The organism is Acidovorax sp. 107 (genome assembly GCF_003058055.1).
Taxonomy (GTDB): domain Bacteria; phylum Pseudomonadota; class Gammaproteobacteria; order Burkholderiales; family Burkholderiaceae_C; genus Acidovorax.
Map to the genome: position 1 here is coordinate 3,489,233 of NZ_QBTZ01000001.1, position 18,940 is coordinate 3,508,172.

At 67.5% G+C, this 18,940-nt stretch carries 17 protein-coding genes; 5 read left to right on the top strand and 12 right to left on the bottom strand.

Going from position 1 to position 18,940, the window contains the following annotated elements; all coding sequences use genetic code 11:
* Positions 1–7: 7 nt before the first annotated feature.
* Positions 8–982: a glycosyltransferase gene (locus C8C99_RS16265; protein ID WP_108626322.1), complete on the top strand. Its 975-nt coding sequence runs from the start codon at positions 8–10 to the stop codon at positions 980–982.
* Positions 983–1,187: 205 nt separating this feature from the next.
* Here the strand turns inward: C8C99_RS16265 and C8C99_RS16270 are convergent, their stop codons facing one another.
* A complete protein-coding gene (locus C8C99_RS16270; protein WP_108626323.1) occupies positions 1,188–2,306 on the bottom strand; it encodes a nitronate monooxygenase family protein in 1,119 nt (372 codons plus the stop codon).
* 33 nt (positions 2,307–2,339) lie between these two features.
* Entirely contained in the window at positions 2,340–3,224 is an 885-nt protein-coding gene (locus tag C8C99_RS16275; protein WP_108626324.1) for a LysR family transcriptional regulator, read from the bottom strand.
* Positions 3,225–3,278: 54 nt separating this feature from the next.
* On the opposite strand from C8C99_RS16275, the gene C8C99_RS16280 reads away from it, so the two are divergent.
* Entirely contained in the window at positions 3,279–4,547 is a 1,269-nt protein-coding gene (locus tag C8C99_RS16280; RefSeq protein WP_108626325.1) for a YbfB/YjiJ family MFS transporter, read from the top strand.
* A gap of 12 nt (positions 4,548–4,559) precedes the next feature.
* Here C8C99_RS16280 and C8C99_RS16285 read toward each other — a convergent pair whose 3' ends face one another.
* The 3 genes from C8C99_RS16285 to C8C99_RS16295 form a co-directional block, all read right to left on the bottom strand.
* Positions 4,560–5,816, bottom strand: coding sequence for an ATP-binding protein (locus C8C99_RS16285; protein WP_108626326.1), 1,257 nt, complete (start codon positions 5,814–5,816; stop codon positions 4,560–4,562).
* Positions 5,817–5,858: 42 nt separating this feature from the next.
* Positions 5,859–6,581: a response regulator gene (locus C8C99_RS16290; RefSeq protein ID WP_056643106.1), complete on the bottom strand. Its 723-nt coding sequence runs from the start codon at positions 6,579–6,581 to the stop codon at positions 5,859–5,861.
* A gap of 150 nt (positions 6,582–6,731) precedes the next feature.
* Positions 6,732–8,126 carry an MFS transporter gene (locus C8C99_RS16295; RefSeq protein ID WP_199226436.1) on the bottom strand — a complete coding sequence of 465 codons (1,395 nt, stop codon included), beginning with the start codon at positions 8,124–8,126 and terminating at the stop codon, positions 6,732–6,734.
* Between the two features lie 130 nt (positions 8,127–8,256).
* Between C8C99_RS16295 and C8C99_RS16300 the strand changes: the two genes are divergently transcribed.
* Complete coding sequence (locus C8C99_RS16300; protein WP_108627209.1) at positions 8,257–9,108, top strand: M48 family metallopeptidase; 852 nt, start codon at positions 8,257–8,259, stop codon at positions 9,106–9,108.
* 18 nt (positions 9,109–9,126) lie between these two features.
* On the opposite strand, the gene C8C99_RS16305 is transcribed toward C8C99_RS16300, so the two are convergent.
* The 4 genes from C8C99_RS16305 to C8C99_RS16320 form a co-directional block, all read right to left on the bottom strand.
* Positions 9,127–10,227 (bottom strand): GGDEF domain-containing protein, encoded by a 1,101-nt coding sequence (locus tag C8C99_RS16305; RefSeq protein WP_108627210.1) that lies wholly within the window; start codon positions 10,225–10,227, stop codon positions 9,127–9,129.
* A gap of 242 nt (positions 10,228–10,469) precedes the next feature.
* Entirely contained in the window at positions 10,470–11,108 is a 639-nt protein-coding gene (locus C8C99_RS16310) for an MBL fold metallo-hydrolase (RefSeq protein ID WP_108626327.1), read from the bottom strand.
* Positions 11,109–11,364: 256 nt separating this feature from the next.
* The gene (locus C8C99_RS16315; RefSeq protein WP_108626328.1) at positions 11,365–13,272 is read right to left on the bottom strand and encodes a GspE/PulE family protein; all 1,908 of its coding nucleotides are present in this window, start codon (positions 13,270–13,272) and stop codon (positions 11,365–11,367) included.
* Between the two features lie 19 nt (positions 13,273–13,291).
* Positions 13,292–14,095 (bottom strand): exodeoxyribonuclease III, encoded by an 804-nt coding sequence (locus tag C8C99_RS16320; RefSeq protein ID WP_056643614.1) that lies wholly within the window; start codon positions 14,093–14,095, stop codon positions 13,292–13,294.
* 10 nt (positions 14,096–14,105) lie between these two features.
* On the opposite strand from C8C99_RS16320, the gene pyrE reads away from it, so the two are divergent.
* Both pyrE and C8C99_RS16330 read left to right on the top strand, forming a co-directional pair.
* The gene (pyrE, locus tag C8C99_RS16325; protein WP_056643087.1) at positions 14,106–14,804 is read left to right on the top strand and encodes an orotate phosphoribosyltransferase; all 699 of its coding nucleotides are present in this window, start codon (positions 14,106–14,108) and stop codon (positions 14,802–14,804) included.
* Between the two features lie 5 nt (positions 14,805–14,809).
* A complete protein-coding gene (locus tag C8C99_RS16330; protein ID WP_199226438.1) occupies positions 14,810–15,505 on the top strand; it encodes a DUF4124 domain-containing protein in 696 nt (231 codons plus the stop codon).
* A gap of 123 nt (positions 15,506–15,628) precedes the next feature.
* Here the strand turns inward: C8C99_RS16330 and gatB are convergent, their stop codons facing one another.
* The 3 genes from gatB to gatC are packed head-to-tail and all read right to left on the bottom strand — an operon-like array spanning position 15,629 to position 18,887.
* A complete protein-coding gene (gene gatB, locus C8C99_RS16335) occupies positions 15,629–17,080 on the bottom strand; it encodes an Asp-tRNA(Asn)/Glu-tRNA(Gln) amidotransferase subunit GatB (RefSeq protein ID WP_108626330.1) in 1,452 nt (483 codons plus the stop codon).
* 1 nt (position 17,081) lies between these two features.
* A complete protein-coding gene (gene gatA, locus C8C99_RS16340) occupies positions 17,082–18,575 on the bottom strand; it encodes an Asp-tRNA(Asn)/Glu-tRNA(Gln) amidotransferase subunit GatA (RefSeq protein ID WP_056643077.1) in 1,494 nt (497 codons plus the stop codon).
* 12 nt (positions 18,576–18,587) lie between these two features.
* Complete coding sequence (gene gatC, locus C8C99_RS16345; protein ID WP_094290150.1) at positions 18,588–18,887, bottom strand: Asp-tRNA(Asn)/Glu-tRNA(Gln) amidotransferase subunit GatC; 300 nt, start codon at positions 18,885–18,887, stop codon at positions 18,588–18,590.
* Positions 18,888–18,940: the final 53 nt, after the last annotated feature.

The following is an 18,940-nucleotide window of genomic DNA, read 5'->3' on the forward strand; positions in this document are numbered from 1 at the left end:
CTCTGCCATGCACATCCTGCTGGTCAACAACTCCCCCATCCCGGTGTATGGCTACGGCGGCACAGAACGCGTGATCTGGGACCTGGGCAAGACGCTGGTGCAGCAGGGCCACCGCGTGAGCTACTTGGTGCCCGAGGGCTCGACCTGCGACTTTGGCCAGGTGCTACCCATCCAGCCGGACGAGCCCTGGGAAGGCCAGATCCCGGCCGACGTGGACATCACGCATTTCCAGTTCAACCCGCGCTCCGAGCTGTCCAAGCCCTACCTGGTGACAGAGCATGGCAACGCCCGCAAGCCCAAGCCGCTGCCGCGCAACACGGTGTTCCTGTCGCGCGACCACGCGGCGCGCTATGGCTCCAGCGAGTTCGTCTACAACGGGCTGGACTGGGCCGGTTATGGCCCGGTGGACTTTGACCGCCCGCGTTCGCACTACCACTTCCTGGGCAAGGCGGCCTGGGGGGTGAAGAACGTGCGCGGTGCCATCAAGGTGGCGAAGATGGCCGGGGTGGAACTGGACGTGCTGGGCGGCAACCGCATCAACTTCAAGCGCGGCTTTCGCTGGACGCTGTCGCGCAAGATCTACTTCCACGGCATGGTGGGCGGCTCGCAGAAGACGGGTCTGCTCAACGCCTCGCGCGGGCTGATCTTTCCGGTGCGCTGGCACGAACCCTTCGGGCTGGCAGTGATCGAGAGCCTGTACTTCGGCTGCCCCGTGTTCTCCACGCCTTACGGCGCCTTGCCCGAGCTGGTGCCCGTGCACTGTGGCGTGCTGTCAGACCAGGCCTCGGTGCTGGCCGATGCGGTACGGGGCAACCGCTTTGATGCCCGCGCCTGCCACCAGCATGTGGTGGAGCACTTTGGCGCCGAGCGCATGGCACGCAACTACCTGCGCATGTACGAACGGGTGCTGGCGGGCGAAACCCTCAACGCCCAGCCGCCCATGATCCAGGGCCCGGCGCGCGAACTGCCCTGGAGGCAGTGAAGCCCCCCTGAGTCGCCTGCGGCGCCTTCCCCCAAGGGGAACGCCACCCGTGGCCTGGCAAAGCCAGCTCCACGGTGGCACTTGGTTTCACAGCGCGCCAGTTTTGAGTGCCCTGCTCATATCAGGGAGACTACTACGCGGGTTCTGGGGCGTTTTTGGCCGCAAGCGCTAGTTCAATATGCCCCTGCTGCTATAAAAATAGTAGTTATTGGTGGCCGATAGTGGAGGTGCCACGCGGCGCGGTGGCCTGTTGCCACTCCTGGGCCAGCAACGCCATCAACTGTGCCGCAGGCATGGGTCGCACCTGGGCCACCCCCTGGCCTACCCACAGCGAGAGGCAGTCGGCCTGGCCCGCCTGGGCGGCCGCTCGGCGCAGCGCACCGGTCAGCGCGTTCTGCACGGGGTAGGGCGGCACGGTCGCTTCGTCGGATTGCAGGGCTTGCATCATGCGGTTGACGATGCCGCGCGCCGGCCGGCCCGAGAAGATGCGGGTGGTGCGCGTGTCGGTGGCCTGGGCGCGTGTCAGGGCCTCGCGGTAAGCGGTGCCAATGGCCGACTCGGGGCAGGTGAGGAATGCCGTGCCCATCTGCACCGCCTGGGCGCCCAGTGCCAGGGCGCCCGCAATGCCACGCCCGTCCATGATGCCGCCCGCAGCAATCACCGGGATGGACAGCGCCTGCACGCACTGCGCCACCAGCGGCAGCGTGCCCACCATGCTGGCGGCAAAGTCGGCCAATGACGGCGCCGCCCCGGTGGCGCCGGGCTGCGTGGGGGTGAGGAAGGTGCCTCGGTGTCCCCCGGCTTCCATGCCAGAGGCGCACACAGCATCCGCGCCCACGGCGGCCCAGGCCTGCGCCTCGGCCAGCGTGGTGGCGGTACCGATCACGTAGCTGCCCACGGCCTGCAGCCTGGCCACCTGGGCCGCCGTGAGGATGCCGAAGGTGAAGCTGGCCACCGCGGGGCGTGCGGCCACCAGGGCGTCGAACTGCGCGGCAAAGTCCTCGCACCACTGCGCGGGCCGCTCGGGCACCAGGCCGAACTCGGCATAGAACGGCGCCAGGCGGTGCAGCGCAGCTTGCACCGTGGCATCGTCGGGTGTGGGCGTGGCCTGCACAAACAGGTTCATGCCAAAGGGCCGGTCGGTGCGGCGGCGCACTTCGGCGGCCGCCTCGGCCATGGCGGCGGGCGAGCGCATGCCGCAGCCCAGCATGCCCAAGCCGCCAGCCTCGGAGACGGCGGCGGCCAGTGCGGGCGTGTCCGACCCGGTCATCGGGCCCTGGATGATGGGCAACGCAAGGCCCAGGTGGGTGGTGAAGGCGGGCATGGCGGGCTCCTTGTGCGATCTGTGGGAAAGGGGTCAGGTCGATGTAGCGGGACGGGGCGCTTCGCCTGCGGTCAGCGTGGCGCGCAGCGCGTCCAGCGCGGGCGACTGGTAGCCGCGCCGGTGCACCAGCACCGTGTCGCACGTGGCCAGGGGCACCAGACGCAGCGCGGGCGGCTCGCGCATGAGGTCGATCACGGCCTGGGGCACCACGCCCGCGCAGCGCCCCGACGCCACGCAGGCCAGGATGGCGTGGTAGGACGCCAATTCCAGCACCTGGGGCGGCGTGCCGCTCTTTTGCTGCATGAAAGCTTCGCCCATGCGGCGGTAGGTGCAGCCGCCGCCAAAGGCGGCCAGGGTGTCCAGTTGCAGGTCGGCCGGTGCGGCCACTGGGGGATGGTTGGCGGGCAGCGCCAGCATCAGGGTTTCGGTAAACACGGGCGCGCGCTCCACCGGAGCATCGGCATCCACGCCGGGTGGCGGCCAAGCCACCAGTGCGCAGTCGATGGTGTGGGCCAGCACCTGCTCCACCAACTGGCGCGAGGGGGCGGTGGACAGCTCCAGCATCAGCCCCGGCCACTGCGCATGCAGCTGCGCCAGCGGCTGGGGCAGGCGCGCTGCGGCCGTGCTTTCCATGGCGCCCAGACGCAGCCGGCCACCGGGCTCGCCGGGGTGCACGGACTGGCGTGCTTCTTCGGCCAGCGCCAGCAGGCGGTCGGCATAGCCGCGCAGCGATTCGCCCGCAGGCGTGGGCACCATGCGCTTGCCTTCGCGCTGGAAGAGCGTCGCGCCCAGCTGCTCCTCCAGTTGCTGCACGCGCGTGGTCACGTTGGACTGCACCCGTCCCAGCCGCTCGGCGGCACGGGTCACGCTGCCTTCCTGCGCTACGGCGCGGAAGATCTCCAGAGCAGTGAGGTCCATGATTGTTCTCTTTGTGAGATGATTTAAAGAAAATATATCTCAAAAAAGAATCATATGCGCAAGCCCGATACCCTGGAATCTCCCACCGCCCCACCCCTGTCCGAACGCCCGCTGGCCGTGGCGCTGGCGGGCATGGCTGCGCTGGCCGTGGCCATGGGCATCGGGCGGTTTGCCTTCACGCCGCTGCTGCCCATGATGCTGCACGACGGCGTGGTCACGCTGGCGGGCGGCAGCTGGCTGGCCACGGCCAACTACCTGGGCTATCTCATCGGAGCGCTGGCCTGCATGGCGCTGCCGTGGGTGGCGCCCCGTGCGCGGCAGCGGTGGCATGCAGCGCGGCTGGCGCGCTGGGGACTGGCGGCCACGGTGCTGCTCACGCTGGGCATGGCGCTGCCGCTGCCGGGCACCTGGCCCGCACTGCGGTTTGCGGCAGGGGTCGCCAGTGCGCTGGTGTTCTTGAATGTCTCGGTGTGGTGCATGGTGCGGCTGGTGGCGCTGGGCCAGGCCGCATTGGGCGGCCTGATCTTTTGCGGCCCGGGGCTGGGCATCGTGCTCACCGGGCTGTCGGCCAGTGCCATGGTGGCGCTGCAGTGGCCTGCCGCAGCGGGCTGGGCGGTGTTCGGGTTGCTGAGTGTGGGGCTGTGCGCCGCCATCTGGCCCGTGCTGCAGGGGGTGGCCATGCCGGCGTCGGCCGCAGCCGCCGGGCCTGTGGTGGACGGCTCCACCCCCGGCCACGGGTACTGGGCGCGTACGGGGCTCACGCTGGCCTACGGGCTCGCGGGGCTGGGGTACATCGTCACCGCCACCTTTTTGCCGGTGATTGCGCGCGCGGCGCTGCCTTCCGGCTCGCCCTGGCCCGACCTGTTCTGGCCGCTGTTTGGTGCCGGGGTGGCGCTGGGCGCAGCGTTGTCCACCCGCACGCCGGCCGCGTGGGACCGGCGCTGGCTGCTGATGGCGGCCTACGTGGTGCAGGCCGGGGCCATCGCGCTCAGCCTGGTGTGGCCGGGCCCTGCGGGGTTTGCGCTGGGCAGCCTGCTGCTGGGCTTGCCGTTCACGGCCATCACCTTCTATGCGCTGCAGGAGGCGCGGCGGGTGTGGCCTGCGGCGGGCGACAGTTTTCCCGGTCTGCTCACGGCCGCCTACGGCATCGGTCAGATCGTGGGCCCGCCCATGGTGGCGTGGATGCTGCACCACGCTGCCACGCAGGGCCAGGGTTTTGTCTACGGGCTGGCCGTGGCGGCCGCAGCGCTGGGGGTGGGGGCGGTGCTGTTTGCCGCCATGGCCTGGGGCTGGCCCCTGGCGCACCGCTCGGTGGCGCGGTGATTCCTGCGTCGATCAGTGCGTGGACGGTGCCAGCGGCAGCGCCAGCACAAAACACGCGCCGCTATCGCCGTCAGCCCGGTCCTGGCAGTGCACGGTGCCGTTGTGGCGCCCGGCAATCGACCGCACCAGCGCCAGCCCCAGGCCCACGCCGCCCGCTCGCTCGCTCGCGCCCGGCAGGCGGTAGAAGGGCTCGAAGATGCGCTCGCGCTGGCTGGGCGGCACGCCCGGGCCGTGGTCACACACATGCACCTCGGCGCGGCCCTGGCGGCGGTGCACCACCACCGTGATCTCGCCCGTGCTGTAGCGGCGTGCGTTTTCCAGCAGGTTGCGGATGGCCCGGCGCAGCAGCTTGGCCACGCCGCGCACCTCCAGCGAATCGGGGCTGGCGCTCACGTCCAGGTCGGCGTCCACGCGCGCACATTCCTCGGCAGCCAGGCCAATCAGGTCCACCAGCTCCACGGTACCCACGTCGGCCTCGCGTGCATCCAGGCGGCTGGCCAGCAGGATTTCGTCCACCAGCTGGTCCAGCTCGGCGATGTTGCGCAGGATCTCTTCGCGGAACGCGGGCGAAGGCTGCTGGCCGCCCATCAGCTCCAGCCCCATGCGGATGCGGGTCAGGGGCGAGCGCAGCTCGTGCGAGGCATTGGCCAGCAGCGACTTGTGTGACTTGACCAGGGTTTCCACACGCTCGGCCGCTGCGTTGAACTGCCGCGCCAGGTCGGCGACCTCGTCCTGGCCTTGCTCGGGCACGCGCACCGACAGGTCGCCCTCGCCAAATTTCTTCACGCTGCGCTGCAAGGCCTCCAGCCGCTGCGTGAGGCGGCGGATGATGGGGTACACGCCCACCGCCACCGCCAGGCCCACGATGCCCAGCAGCCACAGGAAGCCGAAGGGCGGCCGGGTCCAGAAAGCAGCCTCGTCCTGGCCGGGGCCACCGGGCCGCCCGCCGTTGCGGCCCATGCGGGGCTGGCGGGGGGCCATCTGCAGGGTGAAGATCTGGCCGTTTTCCGCCTCGATGTGGAATTCCACCACCTCGCCCGGATCGGACGGCTGGCGCGTGGCCATGCCGCGCAGCACCAGGTTGCCCCCAGGGTCGCGCACCGCCATCTCGCGCGAGGGCGGCACAAACGGTTGGTTGGTCTGGGCCTTTTGCTCCTCGGCCATGCGCCAGGCCCAGCCCACGGTGAGCGTCAGAACGGCCATGCCGCCGACCACGGCGAGCCAGATGCGCAGATAGAGGCGGCGGGAGAAGGGGTTGGACAGGGACATGCGTGGGGCGGCAGCGCAGGCAGCGGGGGCCTGCGTCAGCGATCAATCTTGCTGCTTGGCAAACACATACCCGACACCACGCACCGTGAGGATGCGGCGCGGATTCTTCGCGTCGGCTTCGATGGCCGCGCGGATGCGGCCCATGTGCACGTCGATGGAGCGGTCAAACGCCTCCAGCTCGCGGCCGCGCACGGCTTCCATGATCTGGTCGCGGGTGAGCACCCGGCCCGCGCGCTCGGCCAGCGCCACCAGCAGGTCGAACTGGTACGAGGTGAGGTCCGCCGCCTGCCCGGCCACGGTCACGGTGCGCGCGTCGCGGTCGATCTCCAGCGTGCCAAAGCGCAGCACCTGGGTGGCGGCTGCGGCGCCTCCGCCATCTGTGCGCCGGCGCAGGATGGCGCGGATGCGGGCCAGCAGCTCGCGGGGCTCAAAAGGCTTGGGCAGGTAGTCGTCGGCGCCCAGCTCCAGTCCGATGATGCGGTCCATGGGGTCGCCCTTGGCGGTGAGCATGAGCACTGGCACCTGTGCCGCGTTGCCCTGCAGCGAACGGATGCGGCGGCACACTTCCAGCCCATCCATGTCGGGCAGCATCAGGTCCAGGATCACCAGATCGGGCAGTGGCCCGGCATCGGGGCCCTGCAGCTGCGCCAGGCCGCTTTTGCCGTCGGCACGGTGCGTGACCTGCAGGCCCGATTGGCCCAGGTACTCGCCCACCATCTGCGCAAGGCGGGCGTCGTCTTCGATCATCAGCAGTTGGGAGCTCATGGCGGCAGTGTAGTAGCGAGGCTTTGAAACGGTCTTCATGGTCCGGCCCAGCCGTCTCCCCGTGTTGAAGCCCCCGTAAAGTTCCGGTAAACCGGGTGGCGAAAGGCTTCAATGTTTGCTGCTAATTCAATAGCATTCGAGGCAAATGCATCAGGCGCCTCCGACCTTCTGAATGCGGGATGCCAGCCACACCAGTACCAGTACCGGCAGCCCCAGCAGCGCCGTGGAGGTGAAGAACTGGGCGTAGCCAAACGCATCCACGTAGTCGCCCGAGAAGCCCGCCACAAACTTCGGCAGCAGCAACATCATCGAGCTGAACAGCGCGTACTGCGTGGCCGAATAGCTCACGTTGGTCAGGCTCGACAGGTAGGCGATGAACGCGGCCGAGGCGATGCCGCTGGCCAGGTTGTCGGCAGACACCACGGCAATCAGCGCCGTCACGTCGTGCCCGTGGCCCGCCAGCCAGGCGAACAGCAGGTTGCTGGCGGCGCTCAGGATGGCGCCCAGCATCAGGATGCGCATCACGCCAAACCGCATGGACAACACGCCGCCCACGAAGGCGCCTGCCAGCGTCATGATCACGCCGTAGATCTTGGTCACGGCGGCCACTTCGTCCTTGGTGAAACCCATGTCCACGTAGAACGGGTTGGCCATGATGCCCATCACCACGTCGCTGATGCGGTACACGGCAATCAGCGCCAGGATCAGCGCCGCGTGCCAGCCGTAGCGGCGCAGAAAGTCGGCAAATGGAGCCACCAGCGCGCCCTGAATCCACTCGGCAGCGTTCTTGGCCGGGGGCAGCGCCACCGGCGCGGGCTCGCGCGAGAACAGCACGGTGACCACGCCCACCGCCATCGACGCGGCCATGGCCAGGTACGCGGCCTGCCAGGCGCCGTTCTGGTACGCGGCAGCACCTTGTGCGATGGCTTGGCCTACAGCGGGCGCGACCTCGGAGCGTGCGGCAATCCACAGCACACCGGCACCAGCCCAGATCATCGCCAGCCGGTAACCCGTCTGGTACGACGCCGCCAGTGCGGCCTGGTGGTTGGCATCGGCCGATTCGATGCGGAAGGCATCGAGCGCGATGTCTTGTGTGGCCGATCCAAATGCCACGGCCAGGGCGCACCACACGATGGGCCCCAGGGTCAGGCGCGGGTCGGCCAGGGCCATGCCCACCAGGCCCGCCACCACCACCAGTTGCGCAAGCAGCAGCCAGCTGCGCCGCCGCCCCAGCAGCCGTGTGAGCACCGGGATCGGCATGCGGTCCACCAGCGGCGCCCACACCCACTTGAAGCCGTAGGCCAGGCCCACCCAGCTCAAGTAGCCGATGGTGCTGCGGTCGATGCCCGCCTCGCGCAGGCGAAAGCTCAGCGTGCCCAGCACCAGCAGCAGCGGCAGCCCGGCCGAGAAGCCCAGTGTCAGCATGCGCAGGCTGGCAGGCTCCAGGTACACGCGCAGGGTTTGCAGCCAGGGGGTGCGCGGGGGCTTGTCCGCGGCGGTAGCGGTAGCGAGGCCGGGGGTGGAAGATGTGGAGGTGTCTGACATGGGGGAGCGGGGGTTTTGTCTATCATCGCCGACGCACCCTTGTAGCCATCCTGCCAGCCTCCATCTGCGCGGCAGGCTCTGGTGTGTTGTGTGCCAGCGCTGCTCATTATTCCTTCTGGGATTGCCTTGTATGTGTCTTTTCTGCCCCGCTCCCTCCTTCGCGCCGTCGTCACACTGGTCCGCACGCCGCGCGTTCCTGCTGGCGGCGGGTGCCAGCGCGGCTGCGCCGGTACTGGCGCAGGTGGACGTGGGCTCGTCCTCCAGCCTGCGCAAGCTGGTGCCCGCCGAGACGCTGGAGCAGTCTGCCGCCCAGCAGTACCGCCAGATGCTGGAGCAGGCCCGCGCAAAGCGCGCGCTGGCACCCGACAACCACCCCCAGCTGCAGCGCCTGCACGCCATCGCCAAGCGGCTGATCCCGTACGCCACGCCCTGGAATGACCGCGCCCGCCAGTGGCGTTGGGAGGTCAACCTGATCGGCAGCTCGCAGATCAATGCGTTTTGTATGCCCGGCGGCAAGATTGCGTTCTACACCGGCATCCTCGACCAGCTCAAGCTCACCGACGACGAGACTGCGATGGTCATGGGCCACGAGATGGCGCATGCTCTGCGTGAACACGCGCGCGAGCGCATCGCCAAGACGCAGGGCACCAACCTGGCGCTGCGCCTGGGTTCGCAGCTGCTGGGGCTGGGCGACCTGGGACAGGCGGCTGCGGGCCTGGGCGGGCAGTTGCTCACGCTGCAGTTCAGCCGCTCGGACGAAAGCGAGGCCGATCTGGTGGGGCTGGAGCTGGCCGCGCGTGCTGGTTTCCAGCCCTCAGCGGCTGTGAGCCTTTGGCAGAAGATGGGCAATGCCAGTGGCAGCAAACAAGGCGGGCTGGCATTTTTGTCCACCCACCCTTCGGGCCCCGCGCGCATCCGCGAACTGGAGCTGAACGTGCCCAAGGTGCAGGGCCTGTACGAGGCCGCGCGCCGCAACGGTTGAACCGCTGAGCCAGCGTATTTAAGCGCTGGCCGCCACTGTGTCGGTGGCGTTTTCACCCGCCAGCTGCACCTGGTTGCGCCCCGCGTGCTTGGCGGCGTACAGCGCCTGGTCTGCGCGGGCAATGGCGGCCTGCAGATCGTCCGGCCCGTGCACCTGGGCCACCCCAAACGACAGCGTCAGCGCAATGGGTGCAGTGCCCACCGGCAGCGGCGCCCGGGCCACGGCGGCGCGGATGCGTTCGGCCGTGGCGCTGGCGGCGTCCAGCGGGCTGGCGGGCATCAGCGCCAGAAATTCTTCGCCGCCCCAACGCGCCAGCACATCGCCCTCACGCAGGTTATCGGCCAGCACCTGGCCCATGGCCACCAGCACCTGGTCGCCCACGGCATGGCCGTACTGGTCGTTCACGCGCTTGAAGTGGTCCACGTCGCACAGCAGCAGTGTCACGGGCATGCTGCTGCGCTGGCTGCGCTCCAGCGCCTCGGTGGCCTGTGCGTCGAAGTGGCTGCGGTTGGCCAGGCCGGTCAGCGGGTCGCGCGTGGCCTGCTTGCGCAGGCGCGCCTCGGCAATGAGGATGGTGCGGCGGTAGAAAGCCGACAGCGCTGCCGACATGGCAAACACCACGCAGATGTGCACCCAGTTCACGATCTTCACGCTCTGCGCGGGCAGCGGGTCCAGCGGCCCCACCGCGTCGCTCAGCATGTGCAGGCCCAGGTAGTAAGCCAGCAGGGCCAGCACCATGGGCGTGGCATAGCCGCGCGTGTTGGCGATCACGATGGCGGGGATGAACATCAGCAGGTAGTAGTGAAAACCGCTCTCCCAGCCGATGAGTAGCGAGCCCAGGGCCGAGTGCCCGATCACCTCCAGCCAGATCAGTGCCAGCGCTGCGGTGTTGTAGCGCTTCTGGATGAGCCAGTGGGCGCCCAGGTACATGGCGATGCTCAGCACATTGATGGCCGCCAGCGGCATCGAGCCCAGCCAGAGAAACAGCAGGATGTAGCCCGCATCGATGGCGGCAGCCGTCAGCGCCACCCGCTGCACCATGGCCCAGTAAGCCTTGCCCGCGAGGCTGGAGCCACGCTGGGGTTCAAGCGGGGGGCGCGATGCGTTGGATGGGGTCATGGCACAGGGGCATGGGCGGCCCGCAAGGGTGGCAAACCACACCATCGTAGCCCCCGGCGGTGTCGGAGGTGCGGCGAACTGGCCAGTATCCCCCGGCCTGATCGCCGCTGGGCCCCGGCGGCACGGAGCACGCCCCAGAGGCCTGGGACGGCCTCCAGCAACCTATTTCAAGCCCAATCAGCCGGATGCGCTAGTGGAATATGCCTGAGTCGCTATGAATAATGTAGCGACGGCGATAGCGCTCAGGTCCCGCCCACGTAGGGATTGCTTTGCCGCTCGCGCCCGAAGGTGCTCTCCGGCCCATGGCCGGGAATGAACACCGTCTGGTTGCCCATGGGCCACAGCCGCTGCGTGATGCTGTCGATGAGCTGCTGGTGGTTGCCCTGGGGGAAGTCCGTGCGGCCGATGCTGCCCGCAAACAGCACGTCACCTACAAACGCGCGGTCGATCTGCGGCGCGTGGAATACCACATGACCGGGCGTGTGGCCGGGGCAGTGGCGCACGTTCAAGGTCTCGTTGCCGATCTGCACGGTGTCGCCATCGTGCAGCCAGCGCGTGGGCGTGAAGTGCTGCGCGGGCGGGAAGCCGAACATCGCGCTTTGCTGCGGTAGCCCGTCGATCCAGAACTGGTCGCCCGGGTGGGGGCCGACGATGGGCAATGCCAGGCGCTGGGCCAGCTCGCCCGTGCCGCCGGCGTGGTCGATGTGGGCGTGGGTGAGCCAGATCTGGGCGAGCTGCAGCCCCAGTCTTTCAACTTCTGCCAGCAGCGTGTCCAGGTCTCCGCCTGGGTCGATCACGGCGGCTTGCCGTGTGGCGTCGCACCAGACGATCGAGGCGTTCTGCTGGAAAGGGGTAACTGGGACGGTGAGGTAGCGGAGCATGGGGTGGAAGGCAGAAGCCCGACGCGCCAGCGCCGCTTGCAATGATTGCGACGGCGGGTTCGCGCGGTGGCGGCAGGGCCAGAAGGCGATAGCGACGAGTTTCGCACAGGGCGCGTGTGCTGCGCATCGGGAGGGGCGGCCAGCGCAAGACGCAGCAATAGCTGTAGCTGTAGCTGTTGCTTTAGCGAGTGTTTGCAATGTCGCAGACCGCCCGAGACCGCAGAAGCCCACGGCGCGGTGATTCGTGCAGAGGGCCCTAGAGGTTGGTCGCCGCCACCACTTCGCTCATGTCGGTCAGCCCCTGCAGCACCTTGTCGATGCCGTCCTGGCGCAGGGTAAGCATGCCCGCTGCGAGGGCCGAGTGCCGGATGTCCGAGGCGGGGGCCCGGTGGCGGATGTGCTGGCGAATGGTTTCGTCGCTCATCATCAGCTCGTGAATCCCCAGACGGCCGTGGTAGCCATGGCCTTCGCATTTGGTGCAGCCCACGGGGCGCCACATCCGTAACTCGCCCTGGGTATCGCCATATTGCTGGCGCCACAGTGCGATCTGCGCGTGGCGTGCCTCGGCGGTGTTGTGGGTGCCGCTTTCAAGGTACTGCGATGCCAGCCCCGCCAGCATGTCGTCGTCGGCCACGCGCGGCTCGCGGCAGGTGGTGCACAGGCGCCGCACCAGGCGCTGCGCGAGGATGGCCAGCAGCGAGTCCGAGAAATTGAAGGGGTCCAGGCCGATTTCGAGCAGGCGCGCGATGCTTTCGGGCGCCGAGTTGGTGTGCAGCGTGGACAGCACCAGGTGGCCGGTCAGCGAGGCCTCGATGGCGATGCGCGCCGTCTCTTCGTCGCGCATCTCGCCGATCATGATCACGTCGGGGTCGGCGCGCAAAAAGGTGCGCATGGCGGCGGCAAAGGTCCAGCCGATGCGCGGGTTTACCTGCACCTGGCGCAAGCCCTCCTGCGTGATCTCGATGGGGTCTTCGGCTGTCCAGATCTTGCGGCCAGCGGTGTTGATGTCGCGCACCACCGAGTGCAGCGTGGTCGTCTTGCCGCAGCCCGTGGGGCCGCACACCAGCACCAGGCCATAGCTTTTCTGCACCACCGCGCGCAGTGCCAGAAGGTTGGACTGGCTCAGGCCGATGTTCTCCAGCGGCAGCGGCTTGGCGCCCGCCAGCAGGCGCAGCACCACATCCTCCAGCCCGCGCGAGGTGGGCACGGTCACCACGCGCAGCTCCACCGGGGGGCCACCAAAGCGGGCAAAGTCGATCTTGCCGTCCTGCGGTTTGCGGTGCTCCGAGATGTCCATGCTGGCCATGATCTTGATGCGAGCCACCATCGCAAAGCGGTAGCGCGCGGGCAGCTCCAGGTAGGGCACCAGGTCGCCGTCGATGCGCAGGCGCACGCGCACGTTGTGCGGGGCGGGCTCGGTCTCGATGTGGATGTCCGACGCGCGGTGGCTGATGGCTTCGTCAATCACCGAGTTGATGAGCCGCACCAGGGTGTTGTCCGACTCGCTGATCACGTCGGCCTGTTCGGTGTCGGCGTCCGGCGACGCGGTGGCCAGGTTGGTCAGCAGCTCCTGCGAGGTGGCGCGTGCGCCCGACGCCGCGCCGCCCGTGTCCGTGGGGTGGGTGCGGTAGGCTTTGTGGATGGCAGGCATCAGCGTGCCGGGCGCCGCCCGCAGCGGAATCAGCCGCCGCTGGGTCAGAAAGCGGATTTCGTCGATCAGCAGGCGGTCCCAGGGGTCGGCCATCAGCAGCACCAGCGCGTCCTCGCGGGCGATCAGGGGCAGCACGGATTCGCGTTCGGCCACGGCACGGGGGATGAGGGCCAGGGCCGACGCTTCGGGCGCGATGTCGCCGGGGTGCACGGTGTACTCGCCCAGCCAGGTCGCAATCACGCTGCGTAGCTGGTCTTGGGTGAGGGCTCCCCGGTCCACCAGGATCTGGCCGATGGGCCGCTGCACGCCGTTGCCGCGCTCCTCCTGCTGCGCCCGCAGGCCCTCCGCGAGGGCGGGTGTGGACAGCAGACCTGCATGCACCAGCGCCTCGCCCAGGTGCCGCGCCTTGCCCACCGTGGGGTGGGGGGTGGATATCTGGCGCCACAGCGCCTCGGCGCTCTGGGGGCGAAAGCTGTGGGCGGGGGGCGGTGCGGAGGTACTGGCGTCGGTCATGTGGATGAGTGTCTGGGGCTTACAGGGTCAGTGCGTAGTCCACCGTGATGGGTGCGTGGTCCGAGAACTTTTCGCCCTTGTAAATATGTTCTGCGCGCGCCAGCGCCGCGATTGCAGGGGTGGCCAGGTGGTAGTCCAGCCGCCAACCCACGTTGTTGGCATAGGCCTGCCCGCGGTTGCTCCACCAGGTGTAGGCGGTGTCGGTGGCGGTAGGTTGTAACTGACGGTAAACGTCTATGATGCCGCCGCCTTCATCAGTTGTGTGCAACAACTTTGTCATCCAGGCGCGCTCTTCGGGCAAAAAACCACTGTTCTTCTGGTTGCTGCGCCAGTTTTTGAGGTCGATTTGCTGGTGCGCAATGTTGATGTCGCCGCACAGGATGAACTCGCGCTCGGCCTTCAATCGCATGAGGTGGGGGTGGAACTCGGCCAGAAAGCGGAACTTGGCCAGCTGGCGCTCTTCGCCCGAGGAGCCGCTGGGAAAGTACGCGCTGATGATCGACAGCTTGCGGGCGGGCGTGTCAAAGCGCAGCTCGACATATCGGCCTTCTGCATCGAACTCTGCCGATCCATAGCCAATGACTACATCCGACGGCTCGTGCCGCGTGTAGACGCCCACGCCCGAATAGCCCTTTTTCTGGGCAAAGTGAAAGTGCCCCTGCAGCTCGGCCAGGCGCTCGAACCGGTTGGCCATGTCGGCCGCCTGGGCCTTCACTTCCTGCACACAAATACAATCCGGCCGCGTGGCTGCCATCCAGCTTTCCACGCCTTTGCTGGTGGCTGAGCGGATGCCATTGAGATTGAGGCTGGTTAACTTGAACAAGGATTTCCCCATGGTGGATGTTGGCGTGCAAACCCCCGAACAGGGCCAGCTGGCGCAGGATTTCGTCCGTTTTGCCGTCGAGTCCGGCGTGCTGCGGTTTGGTGAATTCAAGACCAAGGCAGGGCGTCTGAGCCCCTATTTTTTCAATGCCGGTCTGTTCGACGACGGCCGCAAGATCGGGCGGCTCGCGGAATTCTATGCAAAAGCCCTGCTGGCCAGCGGCATCGAATTCGACATGGTGTTTGGCCCCGCCTACAAGGGCATTCCGCTGGCCGCCACGGTGGCGGTGGAGCTGGCGCGCCTGGGCCGCAACGTGCCCTTTGCGTACAACCGCAAGGAGGCCAAGGACCATGGCGAGGGCGGCACCCTGGTGGGCGCACCCCTGAAGGGCCGGGTGCTCATCGTGGACGACGTGATGTCGGCCGGCACCGCTGCCCGGGAGTCCATCGCCATCATCCGCGCCGCCGGTGCCACGCCCCATGCAGTGGCTATTGCACTGGACCGCCAGGAAAAAGCCACGGAGAATGGTCAGGACGTGGACCACAGCGCCGTGCAATACGTGCGCGGGCAATTAGGCATGCAGGTGTGCGCCATTGCACGGCTGGCAGACTTATTGCTATTTCTTGAGCAAAATGGGGAAGAGGGGATGCGTTCCCACCACGAAAAAGTGCTGGCCTACCGCCAGCGGTATGGCGTCAACGAGGGGTAGATGATTTGAGCAAATCGGCGTGGATCATGGGCGGGGTTCTATTGGCCACCCTGGGCGCTGATGTGGCGTGGGCGCAAGCCCCTGGGACTTCCAGCGGCATCTACACCTGCGTGGACCGCAATGGCCGGCGCCTGACCGCCGACCGTCCGATCGCCGAATGCATGGACCGTGAGCAGCGAGAGCTGGGACCTTCGGGCATCGTGCGGCGGCAAATCGGCCCCTCGCTGACCGAGCAAGAGCGGGCGGCGCAAGAGGTCCAGCGCCGCAAGGAGGCCGAGGCCCGTGCCCGCGAGCTGGAAGAGCGCCGCCGCGAACGCGCGCTGACGGCCCGCTACCCCGACAAGGCCACACACGATGTGGAGCGCGCCGCGGCCATCCAGTTGGTGGACGACGTGACCGCCACTGCCGAAAAGCGCCTGGTCGAGCTGGCGCAACAGCGCAAAGCCTTTGATGTGGAGATGGAGTTCTACAAGAAGGACCCCACCAAGGCCCCCATGTCGCTGCGCCGCAAGATCGCCGAGAATGAAGAAAGCATTGCCGAGCAGCAGCGATTCATTGCCGGGCAAGACCAGGAAAAGCGCCGTGTGCACCAGCGCTTTGATGTGGAGCTGGCCCAGTTGCGCAAGCTGTGGGATGCTCAGCGCATGCCCTTGCCGAGCGCAGCACCCGCCAGCGACGCCGCATCCGCCGCCACGCGGTGAGGTGTGCGCGCTGAGGAGCACGGGCCTCCGCCCTTGGCACAGAGAGTCCAACCGAAGCGCAAATAACAAAGGGCCTCACGGCCCTTTGTTATTTTTGTGGTGGCTTCGATCCAGCGTCGCGCGTCAGTCTGCCAGCTTGGCGCGCAGCAACTCGTTGACCTGCGTCGGATTGGCCTTGCCCTTGCTGGCCTTCATGATCTGGCCGACCAGTGCGTTGAACGCCTTGTCCTTGCCCGCACGGAACTGGGCCACGTTGTCGGGGTTGACGGCAATCACCTCGTCGATGATCTTCTCCAGCGCGCCGGAGTCGTTCATCTGCTTGAGGCCCTTGGATTCGATAACGGCATCCACGTCGTTCGATTCGCCGGTCCACAGCGCATCAAACACCTGCTTGGCGGCGTTGTTGGAGATCGTGCCGTCGGCAATACGGCCGATCAACGCGGCCAGTTGGGCGGCGGTGACGGGTGCCTGCTCGATGCTGGATTCGCCCGCATTCACGCGGCGCGATACCTCGCCCATGATCCAGTTGCTGGCCAGCTTGGGCTGGCCGCAGGCCTTGGCCACGGCTTCGAAGTAGGCCGCCATGGCCTTGCTTTGCGTGAGGGTCGTGGCGTCGTATTCGGGCAGGCCATAGTCGGCCACAAAACGGGCGGCCATGGTGCGAGGCAATTCAGCCATCTGCGCACGTTCATCCTGCACCCACTGCTCTGAAATGTGTAGCGGAGGCAGGTCGGGGTCGGGGAAGTAGCGGTAGTCCGCCGCGTCTTCCTTGGTGCGCATCGCGCGCGTTTCGCCCGTGTCCGGGTCGAACAGCACAGTGGCCTGCTGGATCGCGTGGCCGTCTTCGATCTGCTCGATCTGCCAGCGGATCTCGTAGTCGATGGCCTGTTGCATGAACTTGAACGAGTTCAGGTTCTTGATCTCGCGGCGCGTACCCAGCGGCTGGCCCGGCTTGCGCACGGACACGTTGGCGTCGCAGCGGAAGCTGCCCTCCTGCATGTTGCCGTCGCAGATGCCGATCCAGGTCACGATCTTGTGCAGCTCCTTGGCATAGGCCACGGCCTCTTCGGACGAGCGCATGTCGGGCTCGGTCACGATCTCCAGCAGCGGCGTGCCCGCGCGGTTCAGGTCGATGCCCGATTGGCCAATGAAGTCTTCGTGCAGCGACTTGCCCGCATCTTCTTCGAGGTGGGCGCGCACCAGGCGCACGGTCTTCTTCTCGTCACCGAGAAAGAACTCGACCTCGCCACCCTGCACCACGGGGATTTCGAACTGGCTGATCTGATAGCCCTTGGGCAGGTCGGGGTAGAAGTAGTTCTTGCGCGCAAAAATGCTCACAGGCGCAATGTGGGAGCCCAGGGCCAGTCCCAATTTGATAGCGCAGGCCACGGCCTCGCGGTTCATCACGGGCAGGGTGCCGGGCAAGGCCAGGTCCACCGCGCAGGCCTGGGTATTGGGCTCGGCGCCAAAGGCCGTGGGGGCGCGGCTGAAGATCTTGCTCTGTGTGGCGAGCTGGGTGTGGGTTTCGAAGCCGATGACGACTTCATAACCGTGGATCAATTTGCTGGTCGTCATGTCACAGACCTCCGGGTTGGCGGAGGTGGAAATCGGTGGCTTGCTGCAGGCGGTGCGCAGCGTTCAGAAGGCGGGCTTCCTGGAAGTAGTTGCCCAACAGCTGCAGGCCCACGGGCATGCCGCCCTCACCAAAACCAGCGGGCACGCTCATGCCAGGCAGGCCGGCCAGCGAGCCGGGCAGGGTGAAGATGTCGGCCAGGTAGTCGGCCAGCGGGTCGTTGCCGTGGTCGCCCAGCTTCCAGGCCACGGTGGGGGCCACGGGGCCCGCGATCAGGTCGCAGTCCTTGAACGCGTTCTGGAAGTCGTCGGCGATCATGCGGCGGATCTTCTGCGCCTGCAGGTAGTAGGCGTCGTAGTAGCCATGGCTCAGCACATAGGCGCCGATCATGATGCGGCGCTTGACCTCGTCGCCAAAGCCTTCGGCACGGGTCTTCTTGTACATGTCCACCAGGTCGGTGTAATCCTTGGCGCGGTGGCCGAACTTCACGCCGTCAAAGCGGGAGAGGTTGGACGACGCCTCGGCTGGGGCAATGATGTAATAGACCGGGATGGACAGCTGCGTGCGCGGCAGGCTGATGGGCACGAGCTTGGCGCCGAGTTTTTCGTATTCCTTGAGGGCGCCATCCACGGCGGCGCGCACATCGGGTGCCAGGCCTTCACCGAAGAACTCGGCGGGGATGCCGATGCGCAGGCCGTCGATGCTGTCATTGAGCTTGGCGCTGAAGTTCTCTGCGGGTACGTCCAGGCTGGTGGAGTCGCGGTCCGGGTCGGGGCCGCACATGGCGGACAGCAACAGTGCGCAGTCTTCGGCCGAGCGGGCCATCGGCCCCGCCTGGTCGAGGCTGGAGGCGAAAGCGATCATCCCGTAACGGCTGGCGCGGCCATAGGTCGGCTTGATGCCGGTGATGCCGCAGAACGAGGCGGGCTGGCGGATGGAGCCGCCCGTGTCGGTGCCAGTGACAGCCGGCGCCAGGCGCGCGGCCACGGCCACGGCGCTGCCGCCGGACGAGCCGCCCGGGATGCGGTCGGTAGCCCAGGGGTTGCGCACGGGCGCGGGGGCGTCAAAGCCCACGGGGGCAACGGCCGAGTTTTCGTTGGCCGAGCCCATGGCGAACTCGTCGCAATTCAGCTTGCCCAGGGTCACGGCGCCCGCGTCGGCCAGCTTGGTGACCACGGTGGCGTCAAAGGGCGACTGGTAGCCCGCGAGCATCTTGGAGCCGGCGGTGCTGGGGAAACCCTTGGTGACGAAGATGTCCTTGTGCGCAATCGGCACGCCCGCCAGGGGGCCGGCGGTGCCTGCGGCAATGGCGGCGTCCTGGGCGCGGGCCTGGGCCAGGGTGGTGTCGGGGTTCACGGCCACGTAGGCGCCCAGGTTCTGGTGGGCCTGTGCGCGGGCGAGGAAATGCTGGGCGGCCTCGACGGCCGAGACGCGGCGCTCGCGCAGCTCGGTGGCCAGCTGGGCCACGCCCAGGTCATGCAATGCGGTGGAAGTCATGCGGAGGGGGTCTTATTCGATCACTTTGGGCACGAGGAACAGGCCTCGTTCGACGGCGGGGGCGCTTTGCTGGTTGGCTTCGCGCTGGTTGGGCTCGCTGGCCACGTCCTCGCGCAGGCGCAGCTGCACGTCCTGGATGGCGGCTACGGGGTGGGCCAGGGGCGTGACGCCCGAGGTATCCACAGCCCGCATCTGTTCCACGATGTCAAAGAAACCATTGAGCTGCGTAAGCATGCGCTCACTTTCGGAAGGTGTCAGCTCAAGCCGTGCCAAATTAGCGATGCGGCCGATGTCCTGGGGGGTCAGTGCCATAGGGAGGAGAATCTAGAGAAACCAGAAGTAAAGCTGTGATCCAGGCTGCGCCG